The sequence below is a fragment of the Gottfriedia sp. OAE603 genome (genome assembly GCF_040543965.1).
GTDB lineage: Bacteria > Bacillota > Bacilli > Bacillales > Bacillaceae_G > Gottfriedia > Gottfriedia solisilvae.
This window is the reverse complement of sequence record NZ_JBEUNN010000001.1, coordinates 4,092,501-4,110,037: the sequence shown is the minus strand read 5'-3', so window position 1 is coordinate 4,110,037 and position 17,537 is coordinate 4,092,501. Positions and strand designations below refer to the sequence as shown.

The following is a 17,537-nucleotide window of genomic DNA, read 5'->3' as shown; positions in this document are numbered from 1 at the left end:
CTGGTAAATGAAGAACATCAGCTAATAAGCTGATGTTCTTTTGTGTTTTATAAAGTTAATAAACGGTGAATTAAAAAAGGAATTTTTTGTTCAGTTGACGTTAGAAATTGATTGATTAGAGGATAATCATCGGTAGAAAATGTTTGTAAAAGTTCACACCACCAATCAGTTTCGTATCTGCAGATCATACTTAAATTATAAAGAAGCAAATAGTGGTACAAGATTTCAGGTAAAATCATCAATGATTCCTTTTGTGTCTTTAAATAATAACTTTGATTAGATAAATTAAAATAAAAGGGTGCATTTCTAAGCATACTTTCATTATTATTTGACTTGATTTTAATATTTCTAGGATCTTGTGAAACAAGGTCAATATTTACTGTATTTTGCTTCGATTGAAGAAATGTTATAAAACGCTCTGCGGTAAAATGGTAGGAAGACAAAATTTGTTCTGGAACGACTATCGTATCATGATCAAGATTAATCGGAACAAATACGCTACCCTTTTTTTGTAATTTTTAATAGAGTACTTAATTCAGGTATTGATTGAAGAAGTTGAAGCATCATAAACTTCTCACCATCTAAATTTGTAATATTAAATAATTCTTTAGCTGCATGAGTAAACAATCCATTTTTTTGTATTTTTACTTCATCTTCTAAAAAAGAGTATCCGATTTTTTTGATTTTCCTAGATGTTACTCCGTGAGCTAAAATGGCAGTAGTGCTAGGGTAGTTAGGATCCACGGTTAGGATACAAGCCTTAATTAATTGAACTAATCCGTAAAATAGAAGTGTTGGTTTTACGTTTATTTGCGAATGCCTGGCAGCAAGAAAATAACTTTTCCCATGTTCAATATAATACAAAAAGGGATAAGCATTATGAAATGCCTTTGATTTTTTATCGATAGAATGAAAACGCTCATATTTTGTTTGTAAATAATTTTTTGAATACTGAGCAGAGCTAAAGTAGCATAGTTCATCCCATACATTATTATATGGATATAACATAAGAGTAGGACTCCTTATTAACTGAATATTTAAACATAACTTGACTTCCTTGACAGTGTTTTATCCTATTGTTAATCTACTAATAATATTTATACGCATATAGGGGGGCTTTTTTAATGTGGGAATCGAAATTCGTAAAAGAAGGACTTACTTTTGATGATGTTTTATTAGTTCCAGCAAAATCCGAAGTACTTCCAAACCAAGTTGATGTAAGTGTAAGATTAACTGATAAAATCCAGTTAAATATACCTCTAATTAGTGCTGGTATGGACACTGTAACTGAAGCTGAGATGGCAATTGCCATGGCAAGACAAGGTGGATTAGGTATTATTCACAAAAATATGTCAATTGAAGAACAAGCTGAACAAGTAGATAAAGTTAAGCGTTCAGAGAGTGGTGTAATCAACGATCCATTTTTCCTTACACCGACTCATAAAGTAGCAGATGCAGAATATTTAATGGGAAAATATCGAATTTCAGGTGTACCGATTGTAGATGACACAGATAACAAAAAATTAGTTGGTATTCTTACAAATCGTGATCTTCGCTTTATTCAAGATTACTCAATTGTGATTTCTGATGTTATGACTAAGGAAAATTTAGTAACTGCCCCAGTAGGAACTACTCTTGCAGAAGCTGAAAAAATCCTTCAAAAGCATAAAATCGAAAAGTTACCCCTAGTAGATGGAAATGGAATTTTAAAAGGTTTAATTACGATAAAAGATATTGAAAAAGTTATTGAGTTCCCTAACTCTGCTAAAGATCAACAAGGTCGCCTATTAGTAGGAGCAGCAGTAGGAGTAACAAAAGATGCCCTTCAACGAGTAGAGTTTTTAGTAAAAGCTAACGTTGACGTAGTAGTAATAGATACTGCACATGGTCATTCAAAAGGCGTTATTGAAAAAGTGCAAGAAATCAGAAGTAAATTCCCAGAGTTAGCAATTATTGCTGGTAATGTTGCTACTGCACAGGCTACAAAAGAGTTAATTGAAGCAGGAGCTGATATTGTAAAAGTTGGTATCGGACCAGGTTCAATTTGTACAACTCGTGTAGTAGCCGGTGTTGGTGTTCCTCAGTTAACAGCAGTTTATGATTGTGCAACTGTGGCTAAAGAATATGGTGTACCAATTATCGCTGATGGTGGAATTAAATATTCTGGAGATATCGTTAAAGCTTTAGCAGCTGGTGGACATGTTGTTATGCTAGGTAGCATGTTTGCAGGTGTTCAAGAAAGCCCAGGCGAAACAGAAATCTTCCAAGGAAGACAATTTAAAGTTTACCGTGGTATGGGTTCTGTAGGTGCTATGGAACGTGGAAGTAAGGATCGCTATTTCCAAGAAGGAAATAAAAAGCTAGTTCCAGAAGGTATTGAAGGACGTGTTGCTTACAAAGGTCCATTAGCTGACACAGTGCACCAATTAATCGGTGGTATTCGTGCAGGTATGGGATACTGTGGAACACCTACGTTAAGTGAATTAAGAGAAAATGCACAATTTATTAGAATGACGGGTGCTGGATTAAGAGAAAGTCATCCTCATGATGTTCATATCACGAAAGAGGCACCAAATTACTCTTCATGATTTAATTAGGCAATTACAAGAAATTGTAGTTGCCTATTTTTTGGGAAATAATTATGTTAAAATGTACAAAGATGAAAAAAATGAGTGGAGGTAAGAAAGTGATAGGAAAGAACATACTAAAAAAACTAGTAGTATTAACACTAGCATTTGCTTTAGTCATCCCAGTAAATTTACGACTAGTAGCTGCAGAAGATGTATTAGGAGTTAAGGCAGATGCGGCGATATTAGTAGATTCAAACTCTGGAAAAATATTATTCGAAAAAAATTCAAATACTCCTTTACCAATAGCGAGTATGACAAAAATGATGTCTGAATATCTTGTTATTGAAGCTGTTCATAACGGGAAAATTTCATGGGATCAAAAAGTTACAGTATCAGAATATGCACATAAAATTTCACAAAATACTGGTTTATCTAATGTACCATTAGAGCTAGGTGGAAAATATACAGTTAAAGAATTATATGAAGCTGCAGCAATTTATTCAGCGAACGGTGCAACAATCGCATTAGCCGAATTAGTTGGCGGTTCAGAGAAAAATTTTGTTCAGCTTATGAATGACAAAGCAAAAAAATTAAAACTAGGTGAGGTTAAATTTGTTAACGCAACTGGTCTAGTTAATAAAGATTTACAAGGTATGCACCCAGAAGGTACTTCTCCTTCTGATGAAAATATTATGAGTGCTAAAGGTGTGGCTAAATTAGCATACTATTTATTAAACGATTATCCAGAAGTTCTTGAAACTTCGTCAATTCCAAAAAAGATTTTCCAAGAAGGTCAGAAATATCCTGTAAAAATGGAAAACTGGAACTGGATGTTACCAGGTTTAGTTTTTGAGTACCAAGGTATGGATGGTTTAAAAACAGGTTCAACTGATTCTGCTGGATTTTGTTTTACTGGTACAGCTGAAAGAGACGGTCAACGTTATATTTCTGTTGTAATGGGTGCAGATTCATACAATTCACGTTTCAGTGAAACTGCAAAATTAATGGATTATGGTTTCAGTAATTTCGAGAAAATTACATTAGTTGAAAAAGGTCAAGCTGTTAAAGGTAATAAAACAGTTAAAGTAATCAAAGGTAAAGAAAAAGAAGTAAATGTTGTAGCGAAGGATTCACTTACATTAGCTGTAAAGCGTGGAGAAGGTAAAAATTATAAAGCACAGATTAAATTATCTGGAAAAAATATAGATGAAGATGGAAACATTATTGCTCCTATTAAAAAGAACACAAAAGTAGGAGAAATAATCGTCAAATCTTCAAATAAAGATGATTTAGGCTTTATCACTAATGAAAAAACATTTGATTTAGTAGTAGATAAAGACGTAGAAAAAGCAAATTGGTTCGTATTAACATTTAGAGCGATTGGTTCTTTCTTTGGGAATTTATGGGGAAGTATCGTTGATGGCATAAGTGGATTATTTAAATAATTATAAAATACTGTAACTTCAATTGTTAAGTTGACCATTTTTCAGTAAAATGGGAATTAGGTAACTTTTCAATGGGAGAAAATCGTAAATAATTTTGTTACCTAGAATGTTTTAATAATGGAGGGGCAAGACAATGAATTTAACAGGAACAGATCGTGTAAAACGTGGCATGGCAGAAATGCAAAAAGGCGGCGTTATTATGGACGTAGTAAATGCTGAACAAGCTAAGATAGCAGAGGCAGCTGGTGCAGTTGCAGTTATGGCTTTAGAAAAAGTACCATCTGATATTCGTGCAGCTGGTGGAGTTGCTCGTATGGCTGATACAAGTATTACTGAAGAAATTTTAAACGCAGTTAGCATTCCTGTAATGGCTAAAGCGCGTATTGGACATATCGTTGAAGCTCGCGTTTTAGAAGCAATGGGAGTAGACTACATTGATGAGAGTGAAGTATTATCACCTGCTGATGATATCTTCCACATTAATAAATCTGATTACACAGTTCCATTTGTTTGTGGTTGTCGTAACCTAGGTGAAGCACTTCGTCGTATTGGTGAAGGTGCATCTATGCTTCGTACAAAAGGTGAGCCTGGTACAGGAAACATTGTTGAAGCAGTTCGTCACTTACGCCAAATTAATGGAGAAATCCGTAAAGTTGTTGGATTATCACTTGATGAATTAATGGTTGAAGCGAAAAACCTTGGCGCTCCATATGAATTATTACTTCAAATTAAAGAACTTGGCCGTTTACCGGTAGTTAACTTTGCAGCTGGTGGAGTAGCAACTCCTGCTGATGCAGCGTTAATGATGGAATTAGGTGCTGATGGTGTATTCGTAGGATCTGGTATCTTCAAATCAGAAAACCCAGAAAAATTTGCTAGTGCGATTGTACAAGCTACTACTCACTATCAAGATTATGAATTAATTGCAAACCTTTCTAAAAACTTAGGTCCAGCTATGAAAGGTATCGATATGAGACAACTTGCAGCTGCTGATCGTATGCAAGACCGTAGCATTTAAGTTGGTGACACGATGAAAATTGGTGTATTAGCTTTACAGGGAGCAGTTCAAGAACATATTAATGCAATTAAGGCATCAGGTGCCGAAGCGGTAATTGTGAAGCGTGTAGAGCATTTAGAAGGATTAGATGGAATTGTGTTACCAGGTGGAGAAAGTACTGCAATGCGTAAGTTACTTGACCATATTGGTTTACTACAGCCATTAAAAGATAAAATTGAAAATGGTTTACCTGCATTTGGTACATGTGCTGGCATGATTTTGCTTTCAAAAGAAATTGCAAATGATGATACAGTACACCTAGGCGTAATGGATATGGTTTCAGAGCGTAATGCATTTGGTAGACAAGTAGATAGTTTTGAAGTGAATATTCCTATAAAAGGAGTATGTGAAGACTTTCCGGCGGTATTCATTAGAGCACCATTTATTCGTTCAGTATCTGGTGATGCGGAAGTAATAGCAGAGCATGATGGTAATATTGTTGCTGTTAAACAAAATCATATGTTGGCTGCATCGTTCCATCCGGAATTAACAAACGATTATCGCTTAATGAATTACTTTGTAAGCATGGTTAAAGAAAAAAATGCTAAATTAAGTATGTAGCTATTGAAAAATGTAAATGCTTATAGTAAATTATAATAAAATTTAATTGTCTAAAGCGATGAAAGAAAATAGTAACAAGTTCTTAATTTCTAGAGAGTCGGTGGTTGGTGCAAACCGATAATGAAGTCTTGTGAATCCATTCTTGAGCGAGTTGTGGAATACTGATTTTAGTTAGTAAATAACTCCGGTTATATAGTCCGTTAAACTATACTAAGGTGGAAGAATTATTTATTATTCTTCAATTAGGGTGGCAACGCGGGTAGCTCTCGTCCCTTTATAGGGATGAGGGCTTTTTTGTATTCTTTTTTAGCATCCTTTAGACAACTAAGAAAAATAGGAGGAATGAAAATGTTAGACGTTAAGTTATTACGTAGCAATTTTGAAGATGTAAAAGCAAAATTACAGTTACGTGGTGGAGATGTAAGCTATATTGAAAAATTTGAAGACTTAGATTTAAAGCGTAGAGAACTACTTGTTGAGGTTGAAGGTTTAAAAAGTCGCCGAAATGAAGTTAGTCAAGAAATCAGTGTTTTAAAGCGAGAGAAAAAAGATGCTGAGGCTTTAATTGTTGAGATGCGTGAAGTGGGCGACAAAATTAAAGACCTAGATGAAGAAATTAGAGGGTTAGAAGAGCAACTGGATGCAATTCTATTTACAATTCCAAACTTAGTAAGTGATTCAGTTCCTGAAGGATTAACTGAAGATGATAACGTAGAAATTCGTAGAATCGGTGAAGTTCGTAAATTTGAATTTGAACCGAAACCACACTGGGATTTAGGCGTAGATCTAGATATTCTAGATTTTGAGCGCGGTGCTAAGGTTACGGGTAGCCGTTTTACATTCTATAAAGGTCTAGGGGCAAAACTTGAGCGTGCTTTAATTAGCTTCATGTTAGATCTGCATACTGAAGAGCATGGTTATACAGAGATGTTACCTCCAAACCTTGTAAATCGTTCAAGTATGATTGGGACTGGTCAGCTTCCAAAATTTGAAGAAGATGCATTCCGTATTGAAAAAGAAGATTTCTTCTTAGTACCGACTGCGGAAGTACCAGTTACAAACTACCATCGTGACGAGATTTTAGATGGCTCACAATTACCGATTGCATATACAGCATATAGTGCATGCTTCCGTTCTGAAGCAGGATCTGCTGGTCGTGATACAAGAGGTTTAATACGTCAACACCAGTTTAATAAAGTTGAACTTGTTCGTTTTGTTAAACCAGAAGAATCTTATATTGAGTTAGAAAAATTAACAGCTCATGCAGAAAAAGTGCTTCAATTATTAGAATTACCATACCGTGTTATCACATTGTGTGCTGGTGATATTGGTTTCTCTTCTGCAAAAACTTATGATATTGAAGTTTGGTTACCAAGCTATGACGCTTACAAAGAAATTTCTTCTTGTAGTAATTTTGAAGGCTTCCAAGCAAGACGTGCGAATATTCGCTTCCGTCGTGAACCGAAAGGAAAGCCAGAATTTGTTCATACATTAAATGGTTCTGGTCTGGCAATCGGTCGTACAGTATCTGCTATTTTAGAAAACTACCAACAAGCAGATGGTTCAATTGTCATTCCTGAAGTGCTTCGTCCATACATGGGTGGAAAAGAAGTTATTAAATAAAAATTAAGCAGGTTGTCACGATAATTAGTTTTTCTGTGACAACCTGCTTTTTTATTTAGAGTGTTTTAGCATTCATTTTAAATTGTGGAGTATTCCACATATCCAACCATTTTTTTATTGCAGAAATTAGTATGATCATACCAAGGACTAGCATGATGATTGAAAGAATTGCATTTAACGTGCTATATCCTGCAGCATTTGGATTTAAATAAACATTTTTAACCATCCAATATCCTGCATAGTTTACAGTGACAAATAAATATGCGAGTGGAACAAGACATGTTAACATATACCAACGTTTATCGGCAATTTTTAATATGACCGTCGCGCCAATGATTAGTCCGATAGAAGCCATTAACTGGTTAGAGACACCGAATAGTGCCCAAATTGATCCAATGTCTCCTGAATATAGGAGATATCCCCACATAAAACATGCTAGTGCACTTGCAAATATTGAACCTGGAAGCCAATCAGTTTTCTTTAAAGGCTTATAGTACTCTCCAAAGAAATCTTGAATTAAGTATCGTGCTACACGAGTTCCAGCATCGATTGCCGTTAAAATAAATACTGCTTCAAACATGATAACAAATTGGAAGAAGTAAGATGCTAAATGGCTAAACCAAGGAATTGATGTAAAAATGTAGGACATTCCTACCGCTAAGGTAACAGCTCCACCTGTACGGCCTTCTAAATCTAATCCAATTTCTTTCGCAAGTTCAGGAAGATGAACAACTTCCATACCCAATGTTTTAAAAACTTCTGGAGTGGAGTTAATAGCAAAGTAATCTGCTGGTTGAAGAGCGGTAGCAGCAATAAGTGCCATAATTCCTACTAAACACTCAACAAGCATTGCGCCAAATCCTACGACCTTAATATCGCTCCATCGATCAAGCATTTTAGGAGTTGTACCTGATCCTACGAAAGCGTGGAAACCAGAAATCGCTCCACATGCGATTGTAATAGATATAAATGGCCATACCGGTCCTGCAAGGATTGGACCGCCACCACCAGTAAATTTCGTAAATGCTGGGAATTCAATAACTGGATTGATAATAAACACACCGATAATTAAAGCAATAAAGACACCAATTTTCATGAAACTACTCAAATAATCTCGTGGCGCAAGCAATAACCAAACTGGTAGTGCCGCGGCAAAAAATGCATAGATTGGTAGAATAATAGCTAAAGTTTTTGTATCAAATGTTAAAAATTCCCCAAGAGCGGTCTCCTGGATAGTTGGTCCCATAAATACACCAACCATTAATAGAACAAATCCTATTGTAGAGGCTAGTTTTAAATTACCTGTCTTTTTATATAATAATCCAACACCCATAGCAATTGGAATTGTAATACCTACAGCAAAAGTACCCCATGGATTGTTCTCTAGTGCATGAAGTACAACCATTGAAAGGCCAGCCATCGTAATCGTAATAATAAATAGCATTGCTAGTCCTGTACAAAAGCCAGCTACGGGACCTAATTCTTCTTTTGCTACTTCTGATAATGATTTACCCTTTTTACGCATAGAGGCAAATAACACAACCGCGTCATGAACTGCCCCACCAATAACTGCACCAATCAAGAGCCAAAGTAGACCTGGAAGATAACCAAATTGTGCAGCTAAAATAGGTCCTACTAATGGACCAGCGGCAGCAATCGCAGCAAAGTGATGACCGAAGGAAACCCATTTATTTGTAGGTACATAATCCTTTCCATCATTTAACTCGTGAGCGGGCGTTGCTTTAGAGTCATCTAGCTTTAACACCTTTACCGTTATGAAAGTTCCGTATAAACGATAGGCAATCATTAATATACACATGGAAGCAATAACAATTGTAACCGCATTCATTTTTATCAAGACCTCCCCTGTTTTTATATCATTAATATTACTCTATGAAAATGCCAACATCTTCTTTTCAATATGAATTGCATAAATAACAGGATGAATTGCAAACTAGGGTCTTTGAAATACAATCTAAAAATCAAATAGCTGTTTTAGTTCCTTAGTATAAGTACGACTTACGGGTACTTTCTCATTGTCACGCATGATTAGATTATAGGTTGAATGAAACCAAGGCTGAATTTCAATAATCTGATCGATATTCACAATATAGCTACGATGTACACGGATAAATGCTGAGTCTTGCAGCTTACGTTCAATACTTATTAATGGCTCATTTACTTGATATGAATATTTTTCAGTCACAACAACTGTTTTACCATCAAGTGTATAGATATATAGTATTTCCTCAAATGTAACTAATATAATTCGTTCATCTACAGTAATTGCAAGCTTATCTTGTTTTAAATGACGTTTTGGCTTCTTATGTAGCGATTCTTTAACATAAGGCGAAGTAAGCCTAATAATCTTTTCTACCGTTTTTAAAATTCTATCTTCGTCATATGGTTTTAATATATAATCGATTGCCTGTAGTTCAAAAGCATTTAAAGCATACTCATCAAATGCTGTTGCAAATACAATCGCGGGCTGGTGAGCTAGATCCTGTAATTTTTGAGCTAGCTCCAATCCGCTTTCATCAGCTAACTGGATATCTAAAAACACTACATCAACTGGATTAGAATGAACTTCCTCCAATGCTCTTTCAATTGTATCGACTGAAGCTATTATATCTACTTCTTTAGTTCTCTTTAATAGATAAGCTAGTTCGTCACGCGCTAATGGTTCATCTTCAACTATTAATGCCTTTAACAAATATTATCCCTCCAAGTTCTCCTCGGTTAGAGGTAGTGTTATATAAACTTTTGTCCCTAATCCAAGATCTGAATCTATTTGAAAGTTCTCTTTCTGTCCATAAATCTCTTCAATACGTTTCTTTATATTCCATAAGGCCGTGCCAGTGCCGTCTTTTGACTGTACAGTTTCATTACCAATAGTTTTTAGTAGAGAGGTTGGAATACCTTTACCGTTGTCTTCAGTAAGTAGGATCATTTTTCCTTTATTCTTATAGGCACTAACAACTACATTTAATTTTTTCTCTTTTGAAAATGCATGTCTAATTGAATTTTCTACAAGAGGTTGTAGTGTAAATGGTGGGATCATGGCATTGCGCAAACTTGGTTCAATGTCAAAATCGACTGTAAATTTATTTGGGAAACGGGTTTGCTCTAACGTTAAGTATGCTTCGACGTGCTCAAGTTCTTTTTCAAGTGGTACAAGTGTTTGTCTGGCTCCTTGCAAATTGTTGCGGAAAAAAGTACTTAAATGAATTAGTAATTTTCTAGCTTTATCTGAATCAGTTCGAATCAGGCTAGAGATTGTATTAATCGAATTAAATAAAAAATGTGGATGTACTTGTGCTTGTAAAGCTTTTATTTCTGCATCCTTTAATAGTCTTCTTTGTAACTCTACTTCGGCTAGTTCTAATTGTGTTGAAAAAAGTTTACTTAATCCATCAGCTAGCTCTTGTTCAACTATATCTAGTTTATTTGAATCTCGATAATATAATTTCAAGGATCCTACAGTTCTATTCGATGCTTTTAATGGCAGTACAATTGCTGCTTGTAATGGACAATTTTCATGAGAGCACTGTATTTCTTCCTTACTATTTGCGATAAAGATGTCACCTTGCTCAAGGGCCTTTTTGGTTAGTCTAGTAGATAGACTCTGTAATGGTTTGTGATGATTAGAGCCTGCGCCGATATGTGCAAGTACTTGTTCATGGTCTGTAATTGATATAGCATCTGCATTTGTTAGTCTGAAAATAATTCTTGAAACCTCTGCACTTGAGTGAGTCGTTAATCCCTGTCTAAAATGGGGGAGTGTTTGCTGCGCAATGAATAACGCTTTATTTGTTTGCAGTGCTCTTGTTTTTTCCTCTTCCTGAAGGATATTTTGAATGATTAATATGAAGATTAATGTTCCGAATCCGTTAATGGCAATCATAGGAAATGCAATTAATTGTACTAAGTGCAAGGCTGCATCGAAAGGCTTTGCGACGATTAGTATAATTCCCATTTGAATGCACTCCATTAAAATGCCGATAATGACGGCCCTCAATAAGGAGTTGTTTTTTTGGATACCATATTTTTTCCCAAGAAATCCAGTTACAACACCGGCCAAGATTGTAGAAAATGCACATGCAAAGGCTGTGAAACCACCAAGGGTTAATCTATGTAGACCCGCAATTAGTCCAACGCCAAAACCAACAAATGGACCACCAAGCAAACCGCCAATTGCAACTCCCATAATTCGTGTGTTTGCAATAGCATTATTACTATCTACATTAAAATGCCAAGTTTGAGACATGATGGAATCTTGATAAATATGCACGCCTGTATAATTACTAACGATGCCAAATGCACCGAATATTAGAATTAACAAAAATTTGCCTTTTACGGAATGCTCATTCTGAATAACCTGGCGAAAAGATTTCATTCTAGAAAGTAATAAAGCTAGTATGACTAAGATTCCAACGCGTTCTAACATTAAAGGTAGTAACTCTAACAAATCTTTTCTCCTCCTACACGAATTTTTGACATCATTAAGTTGATATTTTTATTATAAGTAATGGATTTTTCTATGTATATTTAAATAACTTTTAGTTAAAATTTAATTGTAAACATAGCTCTTTTTAACAGTAAGAACTATGAATAGATTAAAAAATAAAAAGGAACACAAAAAACATATTTTTTTTTGGAAAATGCTTGACCATGTATTTACAGTATGATATTATAAATCTTGTCAAAACGGAGTAATACCCAAGTCTGGCTGAAGGGATCGGTCTTGAAAACCGACAGGGGTGTAACAGCCCGCGGGGGTTCGAATCCCTCTTACTCCTCCATTTTTGATTTTTAACGGAGCGCATACATATATCGGAGATTGTCAACTCGTTACTTATGGTAACGAGTTTTTTGTTGTTTAAAAATGGAGAAATTTAAAAAGCTGTTTACTTAATGGTATAGAGTAAACAGCTTTACTATTTCTTATCTAGATTTGATATATTTTTGTGAATGGTTTAACACATTACCAATTTTCTTGATGATTTCTTCTACAGATGTTTCGTCTTTAATTAGGTCATATTCACTAATGCTTAAACGAAGTACTGGGCAAGCATTAAAGTTATTAATCCAATTTTCATAACGAGAGTTCATTTCTTTCCAATAATCGATTGGAGTTTGTTGTTCCATCGGACGTCCACGTTCTTTAATACGCTCCACTACTTCGTCAAAAGTTCCCTCTAAATAGATTAATAAGTCTGGAGTTGGAAAATATGGTGACATAACCATTGCATCAAATAAGCTAGTATATGTTTCATAATCAACTTCGCTCATTGTACCTTTTTCATAATGCATTTTCGCAAAGATTCCAGTGTCTTCATAAATTGAACGATCTTGGATAAATCCTCCACCGTATTCGAACATTCTTTTTTGCTCTTTAAAGCGTTCTGCTAAGAAGTAAATTTGTAAATGAAAACTCCATCTAGAAAAATCTTGATAGAATTTATCTAGATATGGATTCGTATCAACTTTTTCAAATGATGTACGAAAGTTTAAAGCATTCGCTAAAGCATTTGTCATAGTAGATTTACCTACCCCAACTGTTCCGGCAATTGTGATCACTGCGTCATTTCGTATTCCGTATTTTTCGCGCAAATTCATATGCTTCTTAGCTCCTTTTGTAAGGTGTTTTCTAATGTATCAAGGATCATCGTTAAATCTCTTGGATTATTTACGAAATCGATTTGATCTCCATCGAATTTTAGTACTGGAATCTCAGGGTGTTTTAACTGAAATTCTTTCATGTGTAACTCGTAATCTTCTATTAACTGTATAAGATATTGATCTTCAATTAAATTCTCAAATTCTCTGCCTCGGAGTTCAATTCTCTTTTGAAGTGTTTCAAGGCTAGCTGTTAAATAGATAATTACGTTTGGCTTTGGCATATCCTCTGTTAAAATCTGATATATTTTTAAGTATTTATCGTGCTGTTGATCTTTTAACGTCCTGCTTGCAAAGATTAAATTCTTAAGGATGTGGTAGTCTGCAACTACTGGTATCGATTTTTTAAGAAACATTTTATCGATATCTTCTAATTGTTTAAATCGGTTGCATAGGAAAAACATTTCCGTTTGGAAACTCCACTCTTCAATGTCTGTGTAAAACTTACCTAAAAATGGATTTTCATCTACTATTTCTTTCAATAATTCATAATGAAAGTGCTCAGAGATCGCTTTGGATAGAGATGTTTTTCCGACACCTATAGGTCCTTCTACTGTAATAAAAGGTACATGTATCATCTCTTGTCCTCCTTACTAGTCAATTTCCGTATCATACGCTTAAACATACAGAAACTATTTTAACATACTGCGGACAGGTGGAATACAATTTTAAAATATTTCCAATTTTATTGTTCTAATTTTGAAATAATTCATTTATGACTGCTTCTATTTCCTGAGAAAGAATCAATTTTGCGTTTAATATGTCCTTCATCATATAGACCGCAACGTTCTCGTCATAATCAGTTATAGAGGAAATTGCATCGTAAGGTATAATTAAGTTATAATCTCGCATAAATGCGTCGTTAGCAGTAAAGAGTACACATCGGTTACCAGCGACTCCTAGAATGATTAAATGAGTCACTTCATGTTTTTTTAATTCATGATCAAGTTCAGTTTGATAAAAGCCTGAATAATTTGGTTTGAAAATACATAATTCGTGTCTCTTAGGTTTAATTTCTTGGATAATGTTATAACTTAATGGGTTCGTACAGTGTTTTAAAACTTTATCAGCGGAAGGATTATTTAATTTATAGTGATCGTTTACATATATAATGGGAAATTCTCTTTTTATAAATAAATCCCTTAACAAATTGATATTAGGAATCATTTTTTCTGTTTTTTCTGCGAGTACACAACCATGCTTAAATGAAAATGAGTTGATTAAATCAACCATTAATAATGCAGGTTTTGGATTTTTTTTATCACAGGAAGAATTCACTCAAAATCACTCCATTCTATGGTTTAGTTTATCTACTCATATAAAGAATATTTGTTAGTAATAGAAATAAAGAGGTGTAAAATTTGAATAAAGATGAGATTTTTATGAAAATGGCGATAGAGGAAGCTTTGAAAGCTGAAGAGCTGGGTGAAGTTCCGATTGGTGCCATTATCGTTTATAAAGATGAAGTAATTGCACGAGGATATAATCTAAGAGAAACTAAACAAACTGCATTAGGACATGCTGAAGTGATTGCAATTGAAGAAGCTTGTAAAGTAATTGATTCATGGAGGCTTGAGGAAACAACATTATATGTAACGTTAGAACCTTGTCCAATGTGTGCGGGAGCAATCATTCAATCGAGAATTCCTCGGGTGGTTTACGGTGCGAAAGATCCTAAAGCTGGTTGTGGCGGTTCGATATATAATTTACTACAAGAGGAGCAGTTTAATCATCGATGTGATGTGGAAACTGGTGTATTAGAGGAAGAATGTAGCAGATTATTAACAAACTTCTTTAGAGCGTTAAGGTTGAAGAAGAAAAAATTACCTAATGAGGACAAGCATTGATTTTTTACTAAGGTTCGTATATACTTTAAATACCGCTTCTAATGGCGGGATAATTAAGGTTGTAACTTTGCCGTGCTAGGTGGGGAGGTAGCGGTGCCCTGTACTCGCAATCCGCTCTAGCGAGACTGAATTCCACACCGAGGTGTACCTACTTTAGGGCCTGCCTTAAATAAGTGGTGTTGACGTCTGGGTCCTACGCAACGAGAACTCACGAACCTTGTCAGGTCCGGAAGGAAGCAGCAATAAGTGAGCCATCTCGTGTGCCGTAGGGGTGCCTGGGCCGAGCTAACTGTTTAAGTAACGCCTGGGGTAGTGCATCGAAGTGTGGTGCACGGCAGTAACTTTATAAAAACTCACTCATGAACTTGAGTGAGTTTTTTTGTTTTCTTTAAAAAATTTTCCAACAAATCACTACATAGGGTATAATAATGGTGACTTTGTAAGAAGGAGGAAATAAATTGACATACCAAGCATTATATCGTTTGTGGAGACCACAACAATTTAAAGACGTTGTAGGTCAAAACCATATTATACGAACGTTACAAAACTCCCTTCTTCAGCAAAAGGTTTCCCATGCATATTTGTTTACAGGTCCAAGAGGGACAGGTAAAACAAGTACGGCGAAAATTTTTGCAAAAGCTTTAAATTGCGAAAACGCACCAACTAATGAGCCATGTAATGAATGTTCAGTATGTAAAGGTATTACTGATGGTTCAATTTCTGATGTTATTGAAATCGATGCCGCTTCTAATAACGGTGTAGATGAAATTCGTGACATTCGCGAAAAGGTTAAATATGCTCCTTCCGTAGGTAAGTACAAAGTGTACATAATAGATGAAGTTCATATGCTTTCTATAGGAGCTTTCAATGCGTTATTAAAAACATTAGAAGAGCCACCAGGACATGTAATTTTTATATTAGCCACAACAGAACCTCATAAAATACCGTTAACTATTCTTTCAAGATGTCAGCGCTTTGATTTTCATAAGATTAGTGCTCAAACAATTTCTGATCGATTAATGGTTGTCTTAAACCATCAGCAAACTGAAATTGATCCTGAGGCTTTGATGATGTTATCAAGAGCGGCAGAAGGTGGGATGAGGGATGCACTAAGTATACTTGATCAAGCAATCTCATATAGTGACCAGTTGATTACCTTAAACGATGTATTATCTGTTACTGGAACTGTTGCTCAAGAAAGTTTAATTTCTGTTGTATCTTCTATTAAAGATGGAAATGTCTCAGCTTGTTTAACACAAATTGAGGAACTATTGAACCAAGGGAAAGACCCAGTTCGTTTCATTGAGGATTTAACAGTTTATTTTAGAGATGTTCTATTATATAGACATTCACCTAGTACTGTAGAGTTACTCGAAAGAGCTACTGTGAATGATCGCTTTAAAGAAATTACAGAGGCGTATGATGATGATTTAATTTATCAAATTATTGCTTCATTAAGTAAAAGTCAACAAGAGATGAAATGGACGAATCATCCAAGGGTTCTACTCGAAGTAGCGATCGTTCAACTATGTCAAAAGGCATCTGTAAGTAATGTAGGTAAAAAATCAGAAGAATTAACTGCTTTACTGAATAAAATAAATCATCTTGAAAAAGAGATTAACCATTTAAAAGAAAATGGTATAGCAATTAGTACAGCAAATAATGAAACTGCATCAAATACGAAATCGAGGTCAACGACAACTCGATCGAAAGTACCAAATAGTATGATACAAAGTGTTTTACGTGCGGCTACCAAACCAGAGAAAAATAAAGTATTGGCAGCATGGCCGACATTACAGGACCAGTTACGTTATCAAAATAAAGTATCTACTGCCACATTGGTTTCTTATGGTGAAGTTGTTGCGGCTTCTTCTGAGCAATGTATTGTTGCTTTTAAATCAGAAACAATTTGTGATTTAATTAATAATAATGGTGAACAAGAGCACCTTACGACTATTAATCAAACCTTATCTACATTATTAGGTTCAGAAATGAGTATGTTAGCAATACCTGAAGAAGATTGGAAATCTACTAGGGATTCATATTTAAATCAAACGAAACAACAAGAAACCACTAATGAAGTTTCACCAATCGTACAAGAAGCAATCAATCTTGTCGGTGAGGATTTAGTAATAATAAAAGAATAAATATATTGGAGGAATAAATAATGATGCGTGGCGGAATGGGTAATATGAATAATATGATGAAACAAGTACAAAAAATGCAAAAGCAAATGGAAGAAGCACAAGCAGAATTAAATGTACGTACTTTTGTTGGAACAGCTGGCGGTGGAATGGTAACAGTTACAGCTAATGGGTTAAAACAAATCGTTGAAGTAAATATTAAAGAAGAAGTAGTTGACCCAGAAGATATCGAAATGCTTCAAGACTTAGTATTAACTGCAACGAACGATGCACTTAAACAAATCGAAGTTGAAACATCTAAAACAATGGGTCAATTTACAAAAGGAATGAATATTCCAGGACTATTTTAGGGGATTATAATATGCATTATCCTGAACCCATATCAAAATTAATAGATAGTTTTATGAAATTGCCAGGGGTTGGTCCCAAAACGGCTGTTCGCCTGGCGTTTTTCATGTTAGAAATGAAGCAAGATGATGTATTAGATTTCGCAAAGTCCATGATTGATGCAAAAAGAAAGCTTTTGTATTGTTCAGAATGTGGCCATATAACTGACAATGATCCTTGCTATATTTGTGGCGATCAACAGAGAGATCGAACGACTATTTGCG

17 protein-coding genes, 1 tRNA gene, 1 other RNA gene and 1 other annotated feature (1 of these 20 only partly in view) are annotated in these 17,537 nt (G+C 35.0%); of the genes, 11 read left to right on the top strand and 8 right to left on the bottom strand.

Features of this window, described 5'->3' with window-relative positions; genetic code table 11:
• Positions 1 to 47: 47 nt before the first annotated feature.
• Together ABID96_RS20770 and ABID96_RS20765 are read right to left on the bottom strand one after the other, a co-directional pair.
• On the bottom strand, positions 48 to 446 hold the full coding sequence (locus ABID96_RS20770) for a YaaC family protein (protein WP_483301393.1): 399 nt from the start codon (positions 444 to 446) through the stop codon (positions 48 to 50).
• 52 nt (positions 447 to 498) lie between these two features.
• Positions 499 to 1,008: a YaaC family protein gene (locus ABID96_RS20765; protein ID WP_377897017.1), complete on the bottom strand. Its 510-nt coding sequence runs from the start codon at positions 1,006 to 1,008 to the stop codon at positions 499 to 501.
• Positions 1,009 to 1,124: 116 nt separating this feature from the next.
• Here ABID96_RS20765 and guaB point away from each other — a divergent pair, with 116 nt between their 5' ends.
• The 5 genes from guaB to serS all read left to right on the top strand — a co-directional run bounded on the left by guaB (position 1,125) and on the right by serS (position 7,256).
• Complete coding sequence (gene guaB / locus ABID96_RS20760; protein ID WP_192604534.1) at positions 1,125 to 2,588, top strand: IMP dehydrogenase; 1,464 nt, start codon at positions 1,125 to 1,127, stop codon at positions 2,586 to 2,588.
• Positions 2,589 to 2,668: 80 nt separating this feature from the next.
• Positions 2,669 to 4,015, top strand: a complete 1,347-nt coding sequence (locus tag ABID96_RS20755; RefSeq protein WP_192604542.1) for a D-alanyl-D-alanine carboxypeptidase family protein — start codon at positions 2,669 to 2,671, stop codon at positions 4,013 to 4,015.
• Positions 4,016 to 4,148: 133 nt separating this feature from the next.
• A complete protein-coding gene (gene pdxS / locus ABID96_RS20750) occupies positions 4,149 to 5,033 on the top strand; it encodes a pyridoxal 5'-phosphate synthase lyase subunit PdxS (protein WP_088004258.1) in 885 nt (294 codons plus the stop codon).
• A 12-nt stretch (positions 5,034 to 5,045) separates the two neighbouring features.
• Positions 5,046 to 5,633 (top strand): pyridoxal 5'-phosphate synthase glutaminase subunit PdxT, encoded by a 588-nt coding sequence (gene pdxT, locus ABID96_RS20745; protein WP_192604535.1) that lies wholly within the window; start codon positions 5,046 to 5,048, stop codon positions 5,631 to 5,633.
• Positions 5,634 to 5,682: 49 nt separating this feature from the next.
• Positions 5,683 to 5,910 (top strand) — a binding site (T-box leader).
• 71 nt (positions 5,911 to 5,981) lie between these two features.
• Positions 5,982 to 7,256 (top strand): serine--tRNA ligase, encoded by a 1,275-nt coding sequence (gene serS / locus ABID96_RS20740; RefSeq protein ID WP_192604536.1) that lies wholly within the window; start codon positions 5,982 to 5,984, stop codon positions 7,254 to 7,256.
• A gap of 55 nt (positions 7,257 to 7,311) precedes the next feature.
• Here the strand turns inward: serS and cstA are convergent, their stop codons facing one another.
• The 3 genes from cstA to ABID96_RS20725 all read right to left on the bottom strand — a co-directional run bounded on the left by cstA (position 7,312) and on the right by ABID96_RS20725 (position 11,724).
• On the bottom strand, positions 7,312 to 9,105 hold the full coding sequence (gene cstA, locus ABID96_RS20735) for a carbon starvation protein CstA (protein ID WP_192604537.1): 1,794 nt from the start codon (positions 9,103 to 9,105) through the stop codon (positions 7,312 to 7,314).
• Positions 9,106 to 9,231: 126 nt separating this feature from the next.
• The gene (locus ABID96_RS20730; protein WP_192604538.1) at positions 9,232 to 9,969 is read right to left on the bottom strand and encodes a LytR/AlgR family response regulator transcription factor; all 738 of its coding nucleotides are present in this window, start codon (positions 9,967 to 9,969) and stop codon (positions 9,232 to 9,234) included.
• Between the two features lie 3 nt (positions 9,970 to 9,972).
• Entirely contained in the window at positions 9,973 to 11,724 is a 1,752-nt protein-coding gene (locus ABID96_RS20725; protein ID WP_192604539.1) for a LytS/YhcK type 5TM receptor domain-containing protein, read from the bottom strand.
• Between the two features lie 241 nt (positions 11,725 to 11,965).
• Between ABID96_RS20725 and ABID96_RS20720 the strand changes: the two genes are divergently transcribed.
• A tRNA-Ser gene (locus tag ABID96_RS20720) sits at positions 11,966 to 12,058 on the top strand.
• A gap of 142 nt (positions 12,059 to 12,200) precedes the next feature.
• On the opposite strand, the gene ABID96_RS20715 is transcribed toward ABID96_RS20720, so the two are convergent.
• The 3 genes from ABID96_RS20715 to ABID96_RS20705 form a co-directional block, all read right to left on the bottom strand.
• Positions 12,201 to 12,875, bottom strand: a complete 675-nt coding sequence (locus ABID96_RS20715) for a deoxynucleoside kinase (protein WP_088004271.1) — start codon at positions 12,873 to 12,875, stop codon at positions 12,201 to 12,203.
• The gene (locus tag ABID96_RS20710; protein ID WP_088004273.1) at positions 12,872 to 13,513 is read right to left on the bottom strand and encodes a deoxynucleoside kinase; all 642 of its coding nucleotides are present in this window, start codon (positions 13,511 to 13,513) and stop codon (positions 12,872 to 12,874) included. The genes ABID96_RS20715 and ABID96_RS20710 overlap by 4 nt, the downstream gene beginning before the upstream one ends.
• Before the next feature lie 115 nt (positions 13,514 to 13,628).
• Positions 13,629 to 14,213, bottom strand: coding sequence for a cysteine hydrolase family protein (locus ABID96_RS20705; RefSeq protein ID WP_088004275.1), 585 nt, complete (start codon positions 14,211 to 14,213; stop codon positions 13,629 to 13,631).
• A gap of 104 nt (positions 14,214 to 14,317) precedes the next feature.
• On the opposite strand from ABID96_RS20705, the gene tadA reads away from it, so the two are divergent.
• The 5 genes from tadA to recR form a co-directional block, all read left to right on the top strand.
• The gene (tadA, locus tag ABID96_RS20700) at positions 14,318 to 14,782 is read left to right on the top strand and encodes a tRNA adenosine(34) deaminase TadA (protein ID WP_371870412.1); all 465 of its coding nucleotides are present in this window, start codon (positions 14,318 to 14,320) and stop codon (positions 14,780 to 14,782) included.
• Between the two features lie 70 nt (positions 14,783 to 14,852).
• Positions 14,853 to 15,117, top strand: an RNA gene (ffs, locus tag ABID96_RS20695) — signal recognition particle sRNA large type.
• Positions 15,118 to 15,240: 123 nt separating this feature from the next.
• The gene (gene dnaX, locus ABID96_RS20690) at positions 15,241 to 16,929 is read left to right on the top strand and encodes a DNA polymerase III subunit gamma/tau (RefSeq protein ID WP_192604540.1); all 1,689 of its coding nucleotides are present in this window, start codon (positions 15,241 to 15,243) and stop codon (positions 16,927 to 16,929) included.
• Between the two features lie 20 nt (positions 16,930 to 16,949).
• Positions 16,950 to 17,276 carry a YbaB/EbfC family nucleoid-associated protein gene (locus ABID96_RS20685; RefSeq protein WP_088004282.1) on the top strand — a complete coding sequence of 109 codons (327 nt, stop codon included), beginning with the start codon at positions 16,950 to 16,952 and terminating at the stop codon, positions 17,274 to 17,276.
• 11 nt (positions 17,277 to 17,287) lie between these two features.
• A protein-coding gene (gene recR / locus ABID96_RS20680) for a recombination mediator RecR (RefSeq protein WP_088004284.1) crosses the window boundary here: on the top strand, positions 17,288 to 17,537 show its start. Its footprint extends 347 nt past the window's final position; only the first 250 of its 597 coding nucleotides appear in the window; it begins with the start codon at positions 17,288 to 17,290; its stop codon lies beyond the right edge, outside the window.

Coding starts and splice junctions, on each gene's coding strand:
- ABID96_RS20765 (WP_377897017.1), bottom strand. CDS start 1,008: ATGTTATATCCATATAATAATGTATGGGATGAACTATGCTACTTTAGC.
- guaB (WP_192604534.1), top strand. CDS start 1,125: ATGTGGGAATCGAAATTCGTAAAAGAAGGACTTACTTTTGATGATGTT.
- ABID96_RS20755 (WP_192604542.1), top strand. CDS start 2,669: ATGAGTGGAGGTAAGAAAGTGATAGGAAAGAACATACTAAAAAAACTA.
- pdxS (WP_088004258.1), top strand. CDS start 4,149: ATGAATTTAACAGGAACAGATCGTGTAAAACGTGGCATGGCAGAAATG.
- pdxT (WP_192604535.1), top strand. CDS start 5,046: ATGAAAATTGGTGTATTAGCTTTACAGGGAGCAGTTCAAGAACATATT.
- serS (WP_192604536.1), top strand. CDS start 5,982: ATGTTAGACGTTAAGTTATTACGTAGCAATTTTGAAGATGTAAAAGCA.
- cstA (WP_192604537.1), bottom strand. CDS start 9,105: ATGAATGCGGTTACAATTGTTATTGCTTCCATGTGTATATTAATGATT.
- ABID96_RS20715 (WP_088004271.1), bottom strand. CDS start 12,875: ATGAATTTGCGCGAAAAATACGGAATACGAAATGACGCAGTGATCACA.
- ABID96_RS20710 (WP_088004273.1), bottom strand. CDS start 13,513: ATGATACATGTACCTTTTATTACAGTAGAAGGACCTATAGGTGTCGGA.
- tadA (WP_371870412.1), top strand. CDS start 14,318: ATGAAAATGGCGATAGAGGAAGCTTTGAAAGCTGAAGAGCTGGGTGAA.
- ABID96_RS20685 (WP_088004282.1), top strand. CDS start 16,950: ATGATGCGTGGCGGAATGGGTAATATGAATAATATGATGAAACAAGTA.